The sequence below is a fragment of the Methyloprofundus sedimenti genome, from assembly GCF_002072955.1.
In the GTDB taxonomy this organism is placed as follows: domain Bacteria; phylum Pseudomonadota; class Gammaproteobacteria; order Methylococcales; family Methylomonadaceae; genus Methyloprofundus; species Methyloprofundus sedimenti.
Map to the genome: position 1 here is coordinate 2,698,898 of NZ_LPUF01000001.1, position 19,103 is coordinate 2,718,000.

The 19,103-nt window shown below is 38.3% G+C and carries 18 protein-coding genes; 5 read left to right on the plus strand and 13 right to left on the minus strand.

The genetic code is table 11. The features are described 5' to 3' along the window. Window positions 1-845: 845 nt before the first annotated feature. Window positions 846-1,223 carry a VOC family protein gene (locus AU255_RS11960; protein ID WP_080523070.1) on the plus strand — a complete coding sequence of 126 codons (378 nt, stop codon included), beginning with the start codon at window positions 846-848 and terminating at the stop codon, window positions 1,221-1,223. 100 nt (window positions 1,224-1,323) lie between these two features. Then, on the plus strand, window positions 1,324-1,986 hold the full coding sequence (locus tag AU255_RS11965) for a TMEM165/GDT1 family protein (RefSeq protein WP_080523071.1): 663 nt from the start codon (window positions 1,324-1,326) through the stop codon (window positions 1,984-1,986). A gap of 64 nt (window positions 1,987-2,050) precedes the next feature. On the opposite strand, the gene AU255_RS20830 is transcribed toward AU255_RS11965, so the two are convergent. From AU255_RS20830 to AU255_RS12015, 12 genes are all read right to left on the minus strand, one after another. Beyond that, window positions 2,051-2,233, minus strand: a complete 183-nt coding sequence (locus AU255_RS20830; protein WP_233144627.1) for a hypothetical protein — start codon at window positions 2,231-2,233, stop codon at window positions 2,051-2,053. A gap of 129 nt (window positions 2,234-2,362) precedes the next feature. After that, on the minus strand, window positions 2,363-2,527 hold the full coding sequence (locus tag AU255_RS20835) for a hypothetical protein (protein WP_233144628.1): 165 nt from the start codon (window positions 2,525-2,527) through the stop codon (window positions 2,363-2,365). A gap of 32 nt (window positions 2,528-2,559) precedes the next feature. Next, entirely contained in the window at window positions 2,560-2,688 is a 129-nt protein-coding gene (locus AU255_RS21120; protein WP_269844789.1) for a hypothetical protein, read from the minus strand. Beyond that, the gene (pdxJ, locus tag AU255_RS11975) at window positions 2,688-3,425 is read right to left on the minus strand and encodes a pyridoxine 5'-phosphate synthase (protein ID WP_080523072.1); all 738 of its coding nucleotides are present in this window, start codon (window positions 3,423-3,425) and stop codon (window positions 2,688-2,690) included. The genes AU255_RS21120 and pdxJ overlap by 1 nt, the downstream gene beginning before the upstream one ends. Next, window positions 3,410-4,123, minus strand: a complete 714-nt coding sequence (recO, locus tag AU255_RS11980; RefSeq protein ID WP_158083112.1) for a DNA repair protein RecO — start codon at window positions 4,121-4,123, stop codon at window positions 3,410-3,412. Before recO ends, pdxJ begins: the two co-directional genes overlap by 16 nt. Before the next feature lie 4 nt (window positions 4,124-4,127). Further along, window positions 4,128-5,009: a GTPase Era gene (era, locus tag AU255_RS11985; RefSeq protein ID WP_080523074.1), complete on the minus strand. Its 882-nt coding sequence runs from the start codon at window positions 5,007-5,009 to the stop codon at window positions 4,128-4,130. Then, window positions 5,006-5,689: a ribonuclease III gene (gene rnc, locus AU255_RS11990; protein ID WP_080523075.1), complete on the minus strand. Its 684-nt coding sequence runs from the start codon at window positions 5,687-5,689 to the stop codon at window positions 5,006-5,008. Before rnc ends, era begins: the two co-directional genes overlap by 4 nt. Then, window positions 5,686-6,063 (minus strand): DUF4845 domain-containing protein, encoded by a 378-nt coding sequence (locus AU255_RS11995; RefSeq protein WP_080523076.1) that lies wholly within the window; start codon window positions 6,061-6,063, stop codon window positions 5,686-5,688. Before AU255_RS11995 ends, rnc begins: the two co-directional genes overlap by 4 nt. 12 nt (window positions 6,064-6,075) lie before the next feature. After that, entirely contained in the window at window positions 6,076-6,852 is a 777-nt protein-coding gene (gene lepB, locus AU255_RS12000) for a signal peptidase I (protein WP_080523077.1), read from the minus strand. 15 nt (window positions 6,853-6,867) lie between these two features. Continuing rightward, a complete protein-coding gene (lepA, locus tag AU255_RS12005; protein WP_080523078.1) occupies window positions 6,868-8,670 on the minus strand; it encodes a translation elongation factor 4 in 1,803 nt (600 codons plus the stop codon). A 116-nt stretch (window positions 8,671-8,786) separates the two neighbouring features. Next, on the minus strand, window positions 8,787-9,143 hold the full coding sequence (gene tusC, locus AU255_RS12010) for a sulfurtransferase complex subunit TusC (protein ID WP_080523079.1): 357 nt from the start codon (window positions 9,141-9,143) through the stop codon (window positions 8,787-8,789). After that, window positions 9,143-9,676, minus strand: coding sequence for an RNA pyrophosphohydrolase (locus AU255_RS12015; RefSeq protein ID WP_080523080.1), 534 nt, complete (start codon window positions 9,674-9,676; stop codon window positions 9,143-9,145). Before AU255_RS12015 ends, tusC begins: the two co-directional genes overlap by 1 nt. Window positions 9,677-9,849: 173 nt before the next feature. On the opposite strand from AU255_RS12015, the gene AU255_RS12020 reads away from it, so the two are divergent. After that, window positions 9,850-10,533, plus strand: a complete 684-nt coding sequence (locus AU255_RS12020) for a histidinol-phosphatase (protein ID WP_080523081.1) — start codon at window positions 9,850-9,852, stop codon at window positions 10,531-10,533. 107 nt (window positions 10,534-10,640) lie between these two features. Beyond that, window positions 10,641-12,827 (plus strand): glycogen debranching protein GlgX, encoded by a 2,187-nt coding sequence (glgX, locus tag AU255_RS12025; RefSeq protein ID WP_080523082.1) that lies wholly within the window; start codon window positions 10,641-10,643, stop codon window positions 12,825-12,827. A gap of 1,013 nt (window positions 12,828-13,840) precedes the next feature. On the opposite strand, the gene AU255_RS12030 is transcribed toward glgX, so the two are convergent. Next, window positions 13,841-17,218 carry a mechanosensitive ion channel domain-containing protein gene (locus AU255_RS12030; RefSeq protein ID WP_080523083.1) on the minus strand — a complete coding sequence of 1,126 codons (3,378 nt, stop codon included), beginning with the start codon at window positions 17,216-17,218 and terminating at the stop codon, window positions 13,841-13,843. 199 nt (window positions 17,219-17,417) lie between these two features. On the opposite strand from AU255_RS12030, the gene nadB reads away from it, so the two are divergent. Then, complete coding sequence (gene nadB / locus AU255_RS12035) at window positions 17,418-19,022, plus strand: L-aspartate oxidase (RefSeq protein WP_080523084.1); 1,605 nt, start codon at window positions 17,418-17,420, stop codon at window positions 19,020-19,022. Window positions 19,023-19,103 lie beyond the last annotated feature (81 nt).

Here is a 19,103-nt window from a genome sequence, read left to right on the forward strand (position 1 = left end):
AGCATAGTTTGAATTACTTGAAATATCCAGTTTGTAAATCCTTTTCCAATACAACAATACACTAAAAAAGTTTGTGGACTCTTCCCGACGGTCTTGTATGTGCATTTATGCTCAAATAGAGAACATACGGCAATTATCAGGAATATATTGGTTTGATTTTAAATTTGGAATACCCTGTATCCTGAATTTCTCAAGCGCGCTTTCTAATTACTCCAACACTCATATTGAGCTGTTGTCAGTTGGTTTTTAGCGTCATTTCAAATACCTGTTTTATTGCTTTAATAATTTGGCAAAGCGCTATATATAAGCCATATTGGTCTGGTCAACTAACTGACAACATTGCTCCAGTTGCTACTCCATCTCCTTAACCTCAGTATTGCACCGAAGCGCTTGTAATTGCACTTTCATCAGATACAGTATATTTATATTACAGTTTCGGTCTAATCAGAGAGTGAGCTTTTCTGACTAGTGTTCTGTATGCTTGTCCGGGGATTAAGCAGCGAAAATGGCAGCCATTCATGAGTTGGTTTACTTCGTTATCTGCCTTTCAAAATTTGGTTCGTCTCTTTTTTGATAGCATCACTATAATTTTTTATCACACAGTGAATGACTGCTTTTTAATCAACTTCGGTGAACTCAATTTTGTTGATTACCTGTCCTTTAAATGCCAAGATTGCAGCAGGAGTGTTAAAATTGATTTAGTGCTTTATGTATAAAGCTGTAGAAAAGCTTATATTTACATTTATCGGGCGTTTTTAGCATCCTTTTTTTATATACAGAACTATAAAAGAGCAACATTTACAGGTGTAAATATATAATTACATCTCAACAAACATATTATTTACATGGCAAAATTAAACTTTTTATTACATCACTCCAGTCTAATGATTTCTGATTTAGACGCTTCTACTAAATTTTATACTGAAATTATCGGCTTACAGCAGGTGGCGCGACCTGATTTGGGCTTTCCAGGTGCATGGTTTCAGCTAGGTGAAAATCAACAATTGCACATTCTTTTATTAGATAATATTGATCCGACAACAGGAAGGCCTGAGCATGGTGGCCGTGATCGGCATGTCGCGTTAACAGTCGATAATTTTGATTTAGTACGTGATTCTCTGGAAAAAAATAATATTTTTTATACAATGAGCAAATCCGGGCGCAAAGCTTTATTTTTCCGTGATCCTGATGCCAATGCAATTGAAATTATTGGTCGTGATTAATATAGTGATTGATGACTGGTTCGAGTTCATTCGTATAAAAAAATGAATTTAGTACTTTCCACGCCCAACTAACTATTTATTACTCGCAAGACGATATACTATGGATTTTTTGTCCTTACATCTGCCCACATCTTTTTTTAACTGGTTTACGCCTGTTAGTACCAGCTATGCTCTAATTATTGCAGCTGAAATGGGCGACAAAAGCCAATTGGTTTGCATGACCCTGGCAGCTAAACACCGTGCTATGCCAATTATTCTAGGGGCTGTCATAGCTTTTGCTTTACTTAATACCCTGGCAGTGATCTTTGGGGTAGCCATTGCTAGCTGGGTTCCTGCTTATATTGTTGCCGCACTTGTTTGCGTACTTTTTGCAAGCTATGGAATCCACGCATTATTTTTTAACGGTGTTGAAGAGGAAGAAGAACAGCTACAAGAAAAAAGTGGCCATAATATTTTCTTTACCACCTTCCTGTTAATTAGTGTAGCTGAATTCGGTGACAAGACTCAGCTCGCTGTTGTTGCATTGAGCAGCACTGCCCTACCTGAGGCAATCTGGATTGGATCTACACTCGCATTAGCGACCACATCAATTTTGGGTGTTATCGCTGGTCGTACTTTATTAAAAAAAATACCACTGACATCATTACATCGTTTGAGTGGCTTTATCTTTATTATTTTAGCTGGTTTTGCGGCTTATCAAGCTTATTCCCATTTTTATGCAGCCTTTGATTCTATTCCCCAATTCTTAACCACTGTACTGTAAGATTGTCACTTTTTCCAGGTGCACGCAAAAGAACCGTTTCCGCTTGCTTTTCCAAATGTAACTTTTACAGTTCTGTATTAGCCAAAGCGACAAACTCATGTTCCTTGGTGAATGCCCAAAAGCCATCGCTACAAAGAATAAAAGTTTCTCCTATCTGTGGAGCGAAAGAAACATGAATATCAGGTTTGAATTTATTAGTGATGCAAATACTTCTGGTGAGTTGATTTTGTTTCGGGTGTGTGTCCATTTTATGCTCAGCCAGTACACCTTCATCAAATAATTGCTGCGGAATCGAATGGTCTTTGGTCCGCCATATAATGTCATTTTGATTGATTCGGTAAGTACGTGAATCACCGCAATGAACATTAATACTTCTTTAATCAGTTAGAATTAAAATGGTACACGTAGTATAAGCATTTTGAGCATCAGGAATATCGTAAAATCCTTTTGCCATCTTATCAATGGCATTATTAAACCACTTTAGTACGGTTTTTTCAGGTGCCTGATTAATTAAATGAGCATATTCAGTAGTAAGCTGCATAAAACTCTGGCAAAACAACCGGGCAGCAATGCCTAGTGCCCGCCTAAGCCATCTGCCACCAAAAATAAAGCATAATCTTTATCAATTTTATAGAGCATATAATCCTGATTTTCTGCTCTATCTCCAATTGATGTAAGTTGATGAAAACTTATATGATGCATTAGAGTCTTGCATTTCTCATAGTACGTTTCATATCTCTAACTGCTATTTCTAAACCCGAAAAAACGGCTTGGGCAATAATGGCATGGCCGATATTTAATTCAACAATTTCAGGTATTTTGCAGATCTCTTCAACATTGTATAAAGTTAAACCATGGCCCGCATTAACTTGCAGCCCCGCACTGTGAGCATAACTTGCAGCTTTCTGGATCCGCTCTAGTTCAGTCTTGCGTTGTTGTTGATTAACTGCATCTGCGTAACGCCCGGTATGCAACTCTATCACTGGCGCACCAGCGCTAACAGCAGCATCTATCTGCCGTACTTCAGGGTCAATAAAAAGCGACACTTCTATATCAGACTCTGCCAGATATGCACAAGCGTGTTTCATCTTATCCAGACTCGAAGCAACATCCAAGCCCCCTTCTGTGGTTAACTCCTCTCTTTTTTCGGGTACCAGACAACAGGCAAAAGGTTTTACCTGGCTGACAATTTTGAGCATTTCATCTGTCACTGCCATTTCAAAATTTAGCCGCGTGTGGATGATATCCTTTAACAAATACATATCTCGATCTTGCATATGACGACGGTCTTCGCGCAAATGAGCCGTAATACTATCAGCTCCTGCCTGCTCAGCTATTAAGGCAGCCTGTATTGGCTCAGGGTAACTTGTGGCTCTTGCCTGTCTTAAGGTGGCTATATGGTCAATATTGACCCCTAACAAGATTAATTGCTTTTGCATGATTTTTTTTGTATAAGTTTAGAAATTAAAATACGACTTTTCAGGGGCTTACCTTGCAAATAAAAGTCGATAATCTGGCGCATTAGTTGCTTAGCTGCATTTAATTGCTGGGTATCGCTATACTTTCCATATCGCATTGCGATCAGTGTGGCACCATGAACCTGACCATTATCATTAATGGTTGCCCCCTGCTCTATGTCGTATTGATAGGTGTGGACTGCTTGAATGGGTAACTGTGTCAGGTAATCAACATCTAATTGTAAGCCGTAACCTATCGCTTGTAGTAACTGAATCTCAAAGGTACGTAAGGCCGCCTCAATCTCGCGAGTCGACTTTAATTGCTGTAAACAGGTCAAATAATTAAGGAATACATCAGGATAAGGCTCGCCAACGGGTATAAAGCGCCTTAAGAGTTCATTGAGATAAAAACCACAGTATGTATTAAGACCAGGAAGAATCGTATCTGACTGGCCTGCTTCTACATGGCTTAACGTTTTAAGATTTCCCGAACCAATATAGCTAATATTTAGCGGGACAAAAGGTTGCAACAAACCCAGATATTTTGCCTTTTGGCGTCTGACGCCTTTGGCTATCAGCGAAACACGTCCGGATGTCTGAGTAAATACATCAATGATAAGACTGCTTTCCTGATAATTTTGATGGTGTAATAAAAACCCCGCTTGCAGGCTTTGAGGCATAAAATTATTCTTTAAACCCCAGGCTTTGTATAGCACGTTCATTATCAGACCAACCCGATTTCACTTTGACCCACAACTGCAAATAAACCTTAGAACCAATTAAATTTTCGATATCTTTTCTAGCCTCTATACCGATATTTTTTAGAAATTCCCCATGTTTACCTATCACTATATTTTTTTGAGTTTCGCGTTCTACCCAGATAAGTGCATAAATTTTAGTAATATGCGGCAGTTCTTCATATTTTTCAATTTCTACCGTCAAGGCATAAGGTAATTCATCCCCCAGGCGGCGGGTTAATTTTTCTCTAATAATCTCAGCGACTAAAAAACGCTCAGGTCGATCGGTAATCTGATCTTCTGGATAAATAGTATTACCTTCCGGTAACAGCTGCATAATTAGATTATCTAATAGATCCAGATTAGTCTGTTTTAAGGCGGATATCGGCACTATTTCTTGAAAAGGAAATTTCTTCTGTGCATCAGCAAAAAATGCAAAAATAGCTTCCTTGTTTTTTACTCTGTCGATTTTATTAACTGCCAGAATAACAGGGATATTTACACGTTCTAATTTTTTAAAAATAACATCATCATAATCCTGCCATGCCAGGCCATCAATAAGCCAGACTACCAGGTCTACTCCTAAAAGTGTCGTATCTGCTGTTCTATTAAGATAGCGATTAAAGGCTTTTTTGCTACTGTCATGCATACCCGGAGTATCCATATAGATAGCCTGGCCTTTATCACTGGTTTTAATTCCTAAAATCTGGTGCCGCGTGGTTTGTGGTTTACGTGACGTAATACTGATTTTTTGCCCTAATAAATGATTCATCAGGGTCGATTTTCCTACATTGGGCTGACCAATAAAGGCGACATATCCGCAATTCATTTTGAATCCCTGGCTATTTGTGCAAGCATAAGTTCTGCTGATTGTTGTTCGGCTTTTTTTCTTGAAATGCCGACACCGATAAATTTTTTATCAAATAAAGTAATTGAGCATTCTACTTTAAAGGTTTGCTCATGTGGCAAACCCGTCTGGCTGATTAAAGAATACTCAGGAATATCTAATTGCCGAGCCTGCAAATACTCCTGTAACCGTGTTTTAGGATCTTTTTGCCAATTATCCAGATGCAAAGCCGCAATACGATCAGCAAATAAATCCAGAATCCAGGCTTTGCAGTTATCTATCCCTTGATCTTTTATTATCGCACCCATAATTGCCTCAACAGCATCGGATAAAATAGATGCGCGCCGATATCCGCCACTTTTTAACTCACCCGAACCCAAAATAAGATAATCACCAAAGTTATGCAGGCGTGCTAATTCGGCTAAAGACTCCTGATTCACCAGGCTGGCTCTAAGACGACTTAAAACACCTTCGGGAGCATCAGGGAATTTTTCAAACAGAGCTTCTGCAATAACAAAGCCTAAAATAGAATCACCTAAAAATTCCAGGCGCTCATTGTTTCTAGCGCCCATACTACGGTGTGTAAGTGCTAAAACGAACCACTCAGGATGGTTAAAAGTCAGTCCTAGTTTTTTACTAAGACGTTCAGGCGCTTTGATCATTTAACCCCTACTTCTATAGAATCATCAAAATCTACCCAGACACTTAAATTACCAAAAATCAGTTCTTTAACATGATAAACAATCTGGACTTTTAAGTACCCACCTCTGGAAGTAATTTTTACATTATTCTTTTTAACATCATAAACATAGTTCATATTAAATTGCTTGGATAGCGAGGTCCAGACTTCCTGCTTACTTTTTTTCTCTATATCGGTGCGATGTTTTAAGGTTTCCAATGCATGAACGACTTTACTGTGATTCATATATATAGGGCTTATTTTTAAGACCAATAAAGTAAGAAATGCAATAAGCCCTAAAATTAATATCAAAGAAATTAAAGTTATTCCCTGTTGTTTTTTATGCGTAGTATACATATGCCTGTCGTGTTATTTAATAACGGTACCAATACGATTAAAACCAATACCGGTATTTTCCCAGTCCCAGTTCATCCAGATAAAAAATGCCTTACCAACCAGATTTTCTTCAGGTACAGTACCCCAGTAACGACTGTCATTACTGTTATCCCTGTTATCACCCATAACGAAATAATGTCCCTTCGGTACAATAAATGTCCCTTTAATATTAGGCGCATTATGATTGATTAAAATATCATGTTCAACAGTCTGTAAATCTTCACTGACAAGTTCAGCTCCAGTCATCGTTTTCCCCTGTCCAACCCCTTGATAACGACCTAATGGAACTTGCTTCATTGGAATGTCGTTAATGGTTAATTGTTTATTCATATAAGATATTCTGTCACCAGGCAAACCGATAACACGTTTAATATAATCAACGCTTGGATTTTTAGGATAACGAAAAACCACGGCATCACCCCGTTCAGGTTCGTTAATTTCAATAATTTTTTTATTAATAACCGGTATACGAATACCATAAGTGAATTTATTCACTAAAATAAAATCACCTATCAATAGCGTTGGCATCATTGAGCCTGATGGAATTCTGAACGGTTCTGCTATAAATGAACGTAATATAAAAACAATTAACACTACCGGAAAAAAAGAACGTGCGTATTCCACAATAAGTGGTTCATTTTCTTCAACATACTTAGTATTACTACGTTTAAGGTAATAGGCATAGCCACCCCAAATAATTCCTGTTACTACAGTTGCTGAAAATAAAAAAAATGAGAAATCAAAATTCATATCTGTATCCTTACCTTAAGATTCTTTATTAACTTGTAAGACCGCCAAAAAGGCTTCTTGCGGAATTTCAATATTTCCTACCTGTTTCATGCGTTTCTTTCCAGCTTTCTGCTTCTCTAATAGTTTTTTCTTACGGCTAATATCACCGCCATAACATTTTGCGGTTACATTCTTGCCCATTGACTTAACAGTAGAACGAGCAATAATTTTGCCACCAATAGCTGCTTGAATCGCAACTTCATACATTTGCCGTGGAATTAACTCTTTCATTTTTTCCACTAATTCACGTCCGCGAGTCTGGCTTAAATCTCTGTGTACAATAATCGAAAGTGCGTCGACTCTATCGCCATTAATCAGCACATCTAATTTAACCAAAGCCGCTTCTTCAAAGCGTTTAAACTCATATTCGAAAGAAGCGTAGCCCCGGCTAACGGACTTAAGACGATCAAAGAAATCCAGTACCACTTCACTTAATGGGAGCTCATAATGTAATGAAACCTGACTGCCCAGATATTGCATATTGACTTGTACACCACGTTTTGCGATACACAGAGTAATGACGCTACCCAAATATTCTTGAGGAACCAGAATATTCGCTTGAATAATCGGCTCTCGAATCATTTTTATAGAACCAATATCAGGTAAATTGGCCGGATTATCAACATATAAAACGTCACCTTTATTGGTTTCGACCTCGTAAATAACGGTTGGTGCGGTGGTAATTAAATTGACATCATATTCGCGTTCCAGACGTTCCTGTATGATTTCCATATGCAACATGCCCAGAAAGCCACAGCGAAAACCGAAGCCTAAGGCTTGAGAGGATTCAGGTTCAAATTGCAATGCTGCATCATTTAAACGCAGCTTACTTAATGATTCACGTAAATCTTCATAATCATCTGAGCTAACCGGATAAAGCCCTGCAAAAACTCGTGGCTGAACTTTCTGGAACCCAGGCAATGCCTTGGCACACGGATTACCAGTCAGGGTAATCGTATCACCTACCGGCGCACCAAAAATATCTTTAATAGCACCGACAACAAAACCTACCTGCCCTGTTTTTAACTCCAGTGTATCTAATCGTTTAGGGGTAAAAATGCCAATTCGTTCAGCAATAAAACTGTTCCCCGTGGACATAATAGTAATTTTTTGCTTTTTACGTAAACTCCCATTAACAATTTTTACTAATGATACAACACCTAAGTAATTATCAAACCAGGAGTCAATAATAAGTGCTTGTAAGGGACCTTCTACATCGCCTTCAGGTGGAGGAATAACATGAACAAGTTCCTCTAGAACCTCAGCAACACCCAAGCCTGTTTTAGCACTAATTCGCAAAGCTTGTTCTGCCGGAATACCAATGATGTCTTCAATTTCCTTAATGACTTTTTCAGGCTCCGCTGAGGGCAGATCAATTTTATTTAACACAGGCATGACTTCCAGGCCTAGTTCAATAGCTGTATAGCAGTTAGCAACACTTTGTGCTTCGACACCTTGTGCTGCATCGACAACCAGAATAGCTCCCTCACAAGCGGCCAATGAACGCGAGACTTCATAAGAAAAATCGACATGTCCCGGTGTATCAATAAAGTTCAACTGGTAAATTTCGCCGTTTTTTGCAGTAAAATTGAGAGTGACACTTTGCGCTTTAATAGTAATCCCTCGTTCTCTTTCTATATCCATGGAATCGAGAACTTGCGTATTCATTTCACGCGCTGATAAACCATCGCATAGTTGAATGAAACGGTCTGCTAACGTTGATTTCCCATGATCAATATGCGCAATAATTGAGAAATTTCGTATATGTTGTAAATCCATTGTGTATTAATAAAAGAATAATCAGCAACTAGCTTAAATGGGGTTGGTCGCTATTTAAAAAAGGTATTTTATCAGAAGCAGGCATGACAAGTGCTAAGTATTAATTGATTTAACCATTAAGCACTTAAAACAACATCAAATCTATTGATAGTTGCAGTAATCTCATGTCTTTTTATCAGCGTTATTGGGATTAACAACTCATCTTGACTTAGTCCACGTTCAGTTAATGAATCTTGTTCAACATAGATATTTTCAATATCATAGATTTCTAAAGAACGATAAATCGCAGCAATATCTTTACAGGCGATCTGTTCGCTAAGTTGATCTTTCTGCAAATGGTAGACTGCGTCATCTAATAGCAACATACTCACTTGTTGATCAAAAGCTGCAGCAATTAACACCTGATCTAAAACTTCCTGTACTTTAGATCCCCTATATGCGGCCGCTTGCATCACAAACAAAAATGATTTCATTATTGATGTTCACTCATATTGTCATTTGATAAATAGCTTGTTGCATCCACATCTACTGAATTCAGCATTAATAAAGCACCTAATTCCATCATTGCTTTGCGGTAAACTTTACGTTTGAAATATACGACTGATTTTAGTGGCTCCCAATATTCGACCCATTGCCAATCATCAAATTCAGGCTTGTTATGCCGATCGAGGGTAACATTGGCTTCATCTCCGACTAATTGTAACAAATACCAGATCTGTTTTTGCCCGACACACAATGGCAGCGAATTACGCCGAATATACTTTTCCGGTAACCTGTACCTCAACCAATATCGAGTGCGTCCAATAATTTTGACATGCTTTGCATCCAGGCCCGTTTCTTCACGCAGCTCACGGAACATTGCCTGCTCAGGATTTTCTCCTGCTTCCATTCCTCCTTGAGGAAATTGCCATGAATTGACACGCGACCGTTTTGCCCAAAAGACATGTCCTTGCGCATTACAAAGGATGATGCCGACATTAGATCGGTATCCTTTTGAATCAATCATTGTTAAAACCTATTTTTTACTGTTCGCAATAAGACCTGTAATGATAAAATCTATCACTGAACATATAGGAACTCTTGTTATTCAGTCCCTATGAATTACTCATGTGTCCATTGTTCCATAAATACATGAGTGATGCTATCAGCTAATATGAATTAACGGAAAACAAATCTACCATGAGCTTAGCGATTTTCGATTTAGACAATACCCTGCTTGCTAACGATAGTGATTATTTATGGGGACAATTTTTAGTTGACCAAAAAATTGTCGATGCAAGTTATTATGCACAAGAAAATGAACGTTTTTATCAGGAATATAAACAAGGCCAATTAGATATTATGGAATTCCTGAATTTTTCTTTAAAACCACTCGCTGACAATACTCTGGAAAATTTATATCAATGGCGCTCTCAGTTTATAACAGAAGTTATACAACCTATTTTATTAGAACCTGCCCGCGAGTTAATCAGCAAGCATCAACAGATGGGTGATACATTACTGGTTATTACTGCGACTAATCAATTTGTTACCGAACCCATAGTAAATTTATATGGTATTAAACATTTATTAGCCACCATACCAGAGCTGATAGCTGATAGGTATACTGGTAAAGTATCGGGTACTCCGTGTTTTCAGGAAGGAAAAGTGGCCCGCTTGCAACAATGGCTACAAGATACCGGTTATAATCTAGAAGGCAGCTGGTTCTATAGTGATTCACATAATGATTTACCGCTTTTAAAACTGGTTGACCACCCTGTTGCTGTCAATCCGGATGATGTATTGAAGCAATATGCCGAGCAAACAAACTGGCCAATCATCAGTTTGCGCGAACAGCGATGTCCAGTACATCATTTTAAGTAAAACCTATTCGGTCGGTGCATTAGCATTTATTTCTCGGTTTATCTGCTTCTTGCAGGATGATTACTGGACTTTCAAGGAATCGCTTATTATCATAATAAAAACCAAGTATGGAAAATCGTATTTCCTCATTTAAAGCCAGTTTTTGCCGCTTACCGGCAAAACTAATTAGCAGTTTCAACTTTAAAAATACAACTACAGTCTCCGTGAAAAAGACATTTAAAACTTCCCCAGGATCTCCTTACCCATTGGGTGCAAAATTAAAACTCGATGGTGCTAATTTCTCCATTTTCAGCCGTCACGCAACCTCTGTAGAACTTTTACTTTATGACAGCACAGATAGCCTTGAGCCGATTCAGGTTATTTATTTGGAAAACGAAATAAATAAAACATTTTATTCATGGCATGTTCATATTCATGAGCTTCCTGCGGGCACCTGGTATACATGGCGTATGGATGGACCAAATTGCCCCTCTGAAAACGGCTTACGCTTCGATAAAGAAAAACACCTGCTTGATCCATTAGCACGCGTTGTAAGTGATAATCTCTGGGACAGAAGTAAAGCATGCTTACCTGGTGATAATGGCCATACGGCAATGCGCAGCCTGGTTGTTGACGAAAACTATGACTGGGAGGGAGACACGCCGTATTCTTTCAAAAGCGAAAATGCCATTATTTACGAATTACACGTTGGTGGCTTTACCCGTGATAAATTATCAGGTGTGAAAAATCCCGGTACATTTTCTGCCTTGATTGAAAAAATACCCTACCTGAAAGCTCTGGGTATTTCACATGTTGAGTTAATGCCGGTAATGGCTTTTGATGAACAAGATATTCCTCCAGGAACAGCAGCTCTCGGTTTAAAAAATTATTGGGGCTACAGTACACACAGCTTTTTCAGTCCTCACCCAAGGTATTGTGTAACACCAGAAAAAGGAACTCATTTGGAGGAATTTCGTGACCTGGTTAAAGCACTGCACCAGGCGGAAATTGGCGTCATAATGGATGTGGTTTTTAATCACACATCTGAAGCGGGTTCTGATGGACCTGTAATCAACTTTAGAGGCATAGGAAGCAGTATTTTTTATCATCTGGATGCAAATGATAAAAGTAAATTTCGTGATTACACGGGCTGTGGCAACACAGTTAATGCCAACCACCCCGTAGTAGCAAATTTTATTATCAGCTGCCTGGAATTTTGGGTGCGAGAAATGCATATCGATGGTTTCCGCTTCGACCTTGCGAGTGCTCTCGCTCGCGGTCAGAATGGTGAAGTACTCCAGGATCCACCTATTTTATGGGGCATTGAACTCTCGGAACAACTCGCAAAAACCAAATTAATTGCTGAAGCATGGGATGCTGCCGGGCTGTATCAAGTGGGTAGCTTTCCAGGTTACCGCTGGGGAGAATGGAATGGAAAATACCGCGATATTATGCGTCGTTTTATCCGTGGAGATAAGGGGCTGACTGCAGAAGTTGCTACCCGTCTCTGCGCTAGTAGCGACCTCTATAAAAAACAGGACCGCTTACCTATAAACAGCATTAATTTTATAACCTGTCATGATGGCTTTACTCTGAATGATCTGGTCAGTTATCACCATAAACACAACCTGGCGAATGGCGAAGATAACCGCGATGGTTGCAATAATAACATCAGCTATAACTGTGGTGCCGAGGGAGAAACTGATGATGTCAATATACTTGAATTGCGCAAAAGACAGGCAAAAAACAGTATCGCCATACTGTTATTAAGCCAGGGTGTTCCCATGCTACTTTCGGGTGATGAAGTTCTTAATACCCAGAATGGCAATAATAATGGCTATTGCCAGGATAATGAATTAACCTGGTTTGACTGGAGCCTTACTAAAAAAAATTCAAATATGTTACTTTTTGTGCAGCAAATGATAGCGCTGCGCAAACGTCACCCATCCCTAATGAGGAGGCGCTTTCTTACCGGTGAATGTGTCCCTGGACGACATATCCCTGATATTCAATGGCATGGCATTAATCTCGGTGCACCACAATGGCTAGATCCTGAATCCCAGGTCCTGGCTTTTACCTTGGCGGCTGTTGACAATGAAGATGATGAAGCTGATTTACATGTCATATTTAATATGTCTGGAAATGAATTCAATATGCAAATACCAATAGTGGAAAATCGCAAATGGTATTTAGCTATTAATACGTCTTTAAGTTCAACCCAGGGTGGTGCTGTCAAACCTGAACAACAAACTCCTATAGGCGATCATAACTACTTTGTGCAAGCGAAATCAGTCGTCGTGCTTGAAGGCAGATAATCTTCAGCCTTAAATGATTTAACTAACCTGCAGCAGTGCTTCTAAGTACAGGAAAAATCGGGTTTGCAAAAAAATCTGTATACAATATGAGAATGGTACTTAAACCTAAGCACACTAAAGTACCATTCCCATATTATCCGGGTATGTGATCATTATCACTAAGTTATTGCCTGTAAGTACAACTGATTATTAACAGAGTTCAATCTTTTTAGCATTCATTCACTACCCAGCTCAATAACTGGAGCATGTTTAATCAAGAAAAATCAAAAACGATGATCTCCTGGTTTCCATTTATTAAGTAACCAATTGCATTTTCGGTTTTTAAACGATCAATAAAGATTGCTTTATTTCACCAAAAATTATTAAATTTTATTCCCCCCTGGGATTGTAAATTTAACCTTTGATATAATCGATCTTGATTATAAAATTCAAAGCAGTACTTATATTCATCCTGTCATCCAGACATGGTCTGATAATCATTCATATAAATATTTACATATTTTACTGTTTACCATACGCGTTATACCAAAAATTTACCTGATACCCATAACCTTCAGCCATACTTAAGCTCGCTCGCCATTCCTTGCATGTTGTTAGCAGGAATCTATTGCTTAGGCCTATAGATTCCCGATAAAAGACTACTGGAATAACGAAGTTGATTTTTTTTAGCCAAATATCCTCTAACAAACAATCAATTACTTAGAGATCGAAAAGTGGCGAACTTAGGTTAAAATTATCTCTCTAATTAACAATACGCGAAAACCTATCAGCACTGTTTTGTGGCTGAAATATCACTTCAACTAAAGGCTCGCGAGTAATTGCTAGTTTATTAATAGCCAAACTAATTCATAACCAAAACCAGACTTCTAAATATCTTCTTCATGTGCTACTTGACAGGCACATGAGGTGTCTTTACCTTCTGTTTCAAAAATTTGATGTGATTCATCGCGGTTAATTCAAGCCCTAAATGTGACAGCTATCACTCACTTTCCTTTAAATTCTATCATTCCGACCTATATTGCTATTTTTCCAGGAAAATCAGCACTGAGCGAACGTATATGCAAATCTCTTTGCGGAAAGGGGATCTCAATACCTTCTTGACGCAATGCTGCGATCAAGCGCAAATGAAGGTCATGTGTTACGGGTAAACGATGAGCTAATTCACTGACGTAGAAGCGAATAGAAAAATTAAGCGAACTGTCTCCAAACTCTAAAAAAAATACGCTAGGTTCCGGGACTTTAAGTACCAGAGGTGTGGAGCTTACTGCTGCTAAAATAACCTTATGTGCCAACTCTACATCTGCATCATAAGAAATACCTAGCGGTATCACAACACGCGTCACTGAATCAGTTAATGTCCAGTTAACCAGCTGATTAGTAATAAAGGCTTTGTTAGGTATAATCAATTCCTTCTGATCCCAGTCTATAATTGTCGTAGCGCGCATCTGTATCCGGGAGACCCTGCCACTAATATTATCAACAGTGACAGTATCACCTACTCGAATAGGACGTTCGAATAACAAAATAATACCTGACACCATATTGGCAAAGATTTCCTGTAAACCAAATCCCAGACCCACGGTCAAGGCTGCAACCAGCCATTGCACTTTCCCCCAACTTCCACCTAATTCATTGGCCACCAAAATAAACCCCAGGGTGATTAATGCATACTTAGCCAATTGGTTAATTGCATATCTGCTGCCTGCCTCTATTTCTAAACTCCTGAATACGAATACTTCCATTACGCCAGGAAAATTTATGACGGCAATAATGATTAGAAAAGTGTAAAGACTAGCGATAATTAGATTACTCAAGGTCACAGCCTGAAGTGTTTCTACACTATTAATCATGACAGTTTGCTGCCACAAAACAATATTATCTATAAATGAAAATGCAGGAAGCATATCTTTCCAGACTAACCAAAAACCAATCAATAAAAAAGTACTGATTAGTGCATTAACAATTTTTTCAGTTTGTTCATTAATTTTAGGTATATCAAGTAACTCATTATCAACGGCAATATTTTTTTCAACATTTGAAGATTCCGAACGTTGAGACTTTAGTCCTTCAGACTTACTCTTTGTACGAGCATTTTTTAAAGCTAACTCTCGTTTGGTTAACCCAAGCCAGCGTAGTATTAAACTGTGTACTATGATAGCTATAAAGATCATACGCAGGGTAATAATAGCTTTCTGCTGTAATTCCAGAGCACTAATATAATATCCCATGATTGCAAAACCAAATATAGTGACTGGAATACAGGTAAATAAAATTAACCAGAAATAACGTATATTAGCCCACCATAAATTGTTATTTTTAATAAAATAGTTATTTAAAATCCCTTTCCCAGGCATAAATAAACGTATTGCAAATGTCAATAATACTATCGTAAAAACAATCAACCCTAGACGTCCAAGACTATCACTATGTTCTGCAGCATTATTGGCTGAGGTCATATAAATAAGAAAGATGCAGGGAATAATGACAACCTGCAACCATGCAAGCTGTTTTCTAACCAGGCGTACTGACTTTTTTTGCCATCCAAAATGTAGTTCTGCAATACCCTGATCTTCCAGAAACCGACTAAAGAACTGTAATATCATTAAAACTATGGCTGCATGATGTAAGCCAGCTCCAATTGCACGGCTAAAATCTTCCTGAAAAGGAAGCAAACTTAACAACCAGCTTATATACATCAACATCAATGGCGCAGGCAGTACTACAATAAAATTAAATACCAGAACCTGAAATGTATAATAAATTTTATCTGTAAATGGTTTGCCAACTTTCTCTCTGATAGCACATACATCCTTCCTTATATAAGTGTTTACATATAATAATAAAAACCAGCATATTCCGGCAAATATACTCATAAATAATTTACTATCAATAGCCTTTAATAACTCTTGTGTAAATTGTAACCAGCGAGCAGGTGAAATAAACCAACGCATTGAATGATACACATCTAATGGGTAATTTAAATCAACGGGTAGTGAACTGGGCACCCACAATAAGCGTTCATCCAGATAGGATGAATATTGGTCAATCTGAGTCAATAGTTGTTCGTTAGCAAATTTATAATCATCTAAAACCCGTAATTCTTTTAAATAGGTGTTACTTAGTTCAGTTAGTACATCCTTCTGATTATTTAGTAATTTCTGTAATTCTAGACTAATTCCCTCAGTTTCTCCTGGCGAAATATCTGCTGCATAACCGTCTAATCGTATTTGCTGTAACTGCAGATCTAACTCGATTGGTATATTGAGTAATTGCTTTTGTCTCTGCTCAATCTTATACAATGCCAGGCTAATCTGGCTCGTCACATCACTTATATCGAATTGTTCTTGGTACTGCTGTTTATTATCGGCCAGATTATTTCTTTGCTCTCGCAGAACGCGACCTAGAATGGGATTTAAGCCAGCGAGTTTTATTTTTTTCTCAGCGTTTTTAAAATCTTCTTCAATTGCCCTCTTGTAGGCTTCAATCTTATCTATTTCATGATCATATTGATTGATAGTCCGAACGATAGTTTGTAAATTTCGAATCGACTGAATATTATCCTGAATAATTTTCTGGATAACAGCTGGTTTTTCAGCACTTTCTCTTTCCGTTTTCAATAACTCTTCTTCCAGAGTTTCAGCTTTTTCTAACTGTAATTTCTCAGCTAGTGCCGCTTGCTGCTCAACAATGCCCTGCAAATATTTTTTTTGCACTGTTAACTGTTCCTGGCTTAGTTTGTTTAACCGAATTTGTAGCGGGTTACTTTCCGCTTCCAGCTCCAGTTTTTTAAGTTCTGCTAAAAGAGCATTAATTAAAGTATTTAAATTGATTTGATGTGCTTGATATTCATACTTATTCTCTGCAGGAAGACGCGCAATATTAATGTCTGATTTTGCCTGCTTTAAACGCTTGTTTGCAATCAACGTTTCTTCCCTTATTTTTTGAGGTCGAAGCGATAAGTTATTTAATTCTGTTTCAAGTTTACTTAATTTATCGTCAACGGCTCTGAGCTTACTTTTTGTATTAACAATCAATAAATCTAATTCTTCTGCTGAATAATGCCGATCCTGGTTAAACAATTCTCCATATTCTTTGCTTACCGTAGCTTGCGCTTTAGTTCTTAGTTTTTCTGCTGCTGTTTGCAATGTTTCTTGATATGAATTTGAAAGAAATTCAAACCACTTTTGATCGCCTATATTTTCATCTGCTAGTTGATACCAGTTCATCTCTCTAGCTTTACTTTCTGGATCAATTTCCTGCTTGGCAGCAAGTGTTTCCATTTTTTTTTGCAAGTCTTCGCGTGATATTTCAAAAGGCAATGCTTCTCCTGCGACCAGTTCCGCACAGACATTAACACTATGGCTAAACAAACTGAGTGATAGAGCACACATAAATATAAAGTGTTTAATATGCAAAATTATGCCTCATGTTGTTATCGGAATTAAAAAATACCCGATCCACTAAAAAATCGTCAGAATAAGGTACTACGCAAGTGTACCCACGTGAAGTATAATACAATTCCAATCATCGAATAATATACTTTAATGATAGCCTTTATACGTTCTATTTTTCAGTCTCGAGCATTAAGCGATGTCTAAACAGCAAAGCTATGATGTGCTTATTATTGGCAGTGGTGGAGCCGGCCTTAGCCTTGCACTTAAACTAGCTGATCAATACAAAATCGCCGTTTTATCTAAATTTGCCCTGACTGAAGGTAGCACTTTCTATGCTCAAGGCGGTATATCTGCAGTTCTGGACTCTCAGCAAGCCTCAATAGAATCGCATATCCGGGATACTATTATTTCAGGTGCCGGCTTATGCGATCCTGATATAGTTAGACTCACCGTCGAGTATGGCAAAAAAAGTATCGAATTCCTGCACCAACAAGGCATGGCTTTTACTGAACGGCAAAATAAAAAAGGTGAAGCTGAATTACACCTTAATCAGGAAGGTGGGCATTCTGAACGACGAATCGTACATCATGCAGATGCTACAGGAAAAGCGCTATCACTCTCACTGATAGAAAAAGCGCAACAACATCAAAATATCACATTGTTAGAGTTTCACAATGCGATTGATTTAATTACCGCAAACAAACTTGGTTATAAACAACAACGGGTTTTGGGAGCCTATGTTTTAGATACACAAAGCAAACAAGTTAAAACAATTACTGCGAATATTGTTGCCATTGCAACTGGCGGCGCAAATAAAGTGTATTTGTATACGACAAATCCCCAAATATCCTCCGGAGATGGCATTGCTTTAGCCTGGCGTGCAGGCTGTCGAATTGCCAATATGGAGTTCATGCAATTTCATCCTACCTGTTTATATCATCCTGATGGTCATTCATTTTTAATCAGCGAGGCTGTGCGTGGTGAAGGCGGCAAGCTGGTATTGCCTAGTGGTTATGCCTTTATGCATGACTATGACTCACGCGGTGAACTTGCCCCCAGGGATATTGTGGCTCGTGCAATTGATCATGAAATTAAAAAGCGCGGGATTGATTGTGTTTATCTGGATATTAGCCATAAACCTGCGGATTTTATAAAGCAACATTTTCCGTCAATTTTCCAACAGTGCCTTGATCTGAATATTGACATTACAATATCCCCTATCCCGGTTGTACCTGCCGCTCATTACACTTGCGGAGGAGTTATGACTGACAACTATGCGCGAACGGATATTCCCGGCTTATATGCTTTAGGTGAAGTAGCGCATACAGGATTACATGGTGCAAACCGTATGGCAAGTAACTCCTTATTAGAATGTCTGGTATTTGCTGAACGTGCCAAAGAAGATATTCTCCAAAAAGACCTTACACAAACCTTACCTAACATACCTGACTGGGATGAATCAAAAGTTATAGAATCCAAAGAAGACGTCATGATTGCACAGAACTGGGATGAACTGCGTCGTTTTATGTGGAATTATGTAGGCATAGTGCGCACAACACAGCGACTGCAAAGAGCCGCCCGTCGTCTGGAAATCTTAAAAACTGAAATAGCCGAGTACTATCAGCATTACCGTATCAATAGTGATTTATTAGAATTACGTAATCTAGTAATCGTTGCGGATTTAATCATCCAAAGTGCTTTAGCGCGTAAAGAAAGCCGAGGGCTACACTATACGCTGGATTATCCTGAACTGGATAAAACTCAAGATGGCGTAAATACTATCCTTACACCTGAAAAGTGATGAAATATCATGACTAAGGTACTTACAATTGACGTCTCATCTGAAAATAATATTCTGCTATGTATATTTCACGCAATTTTT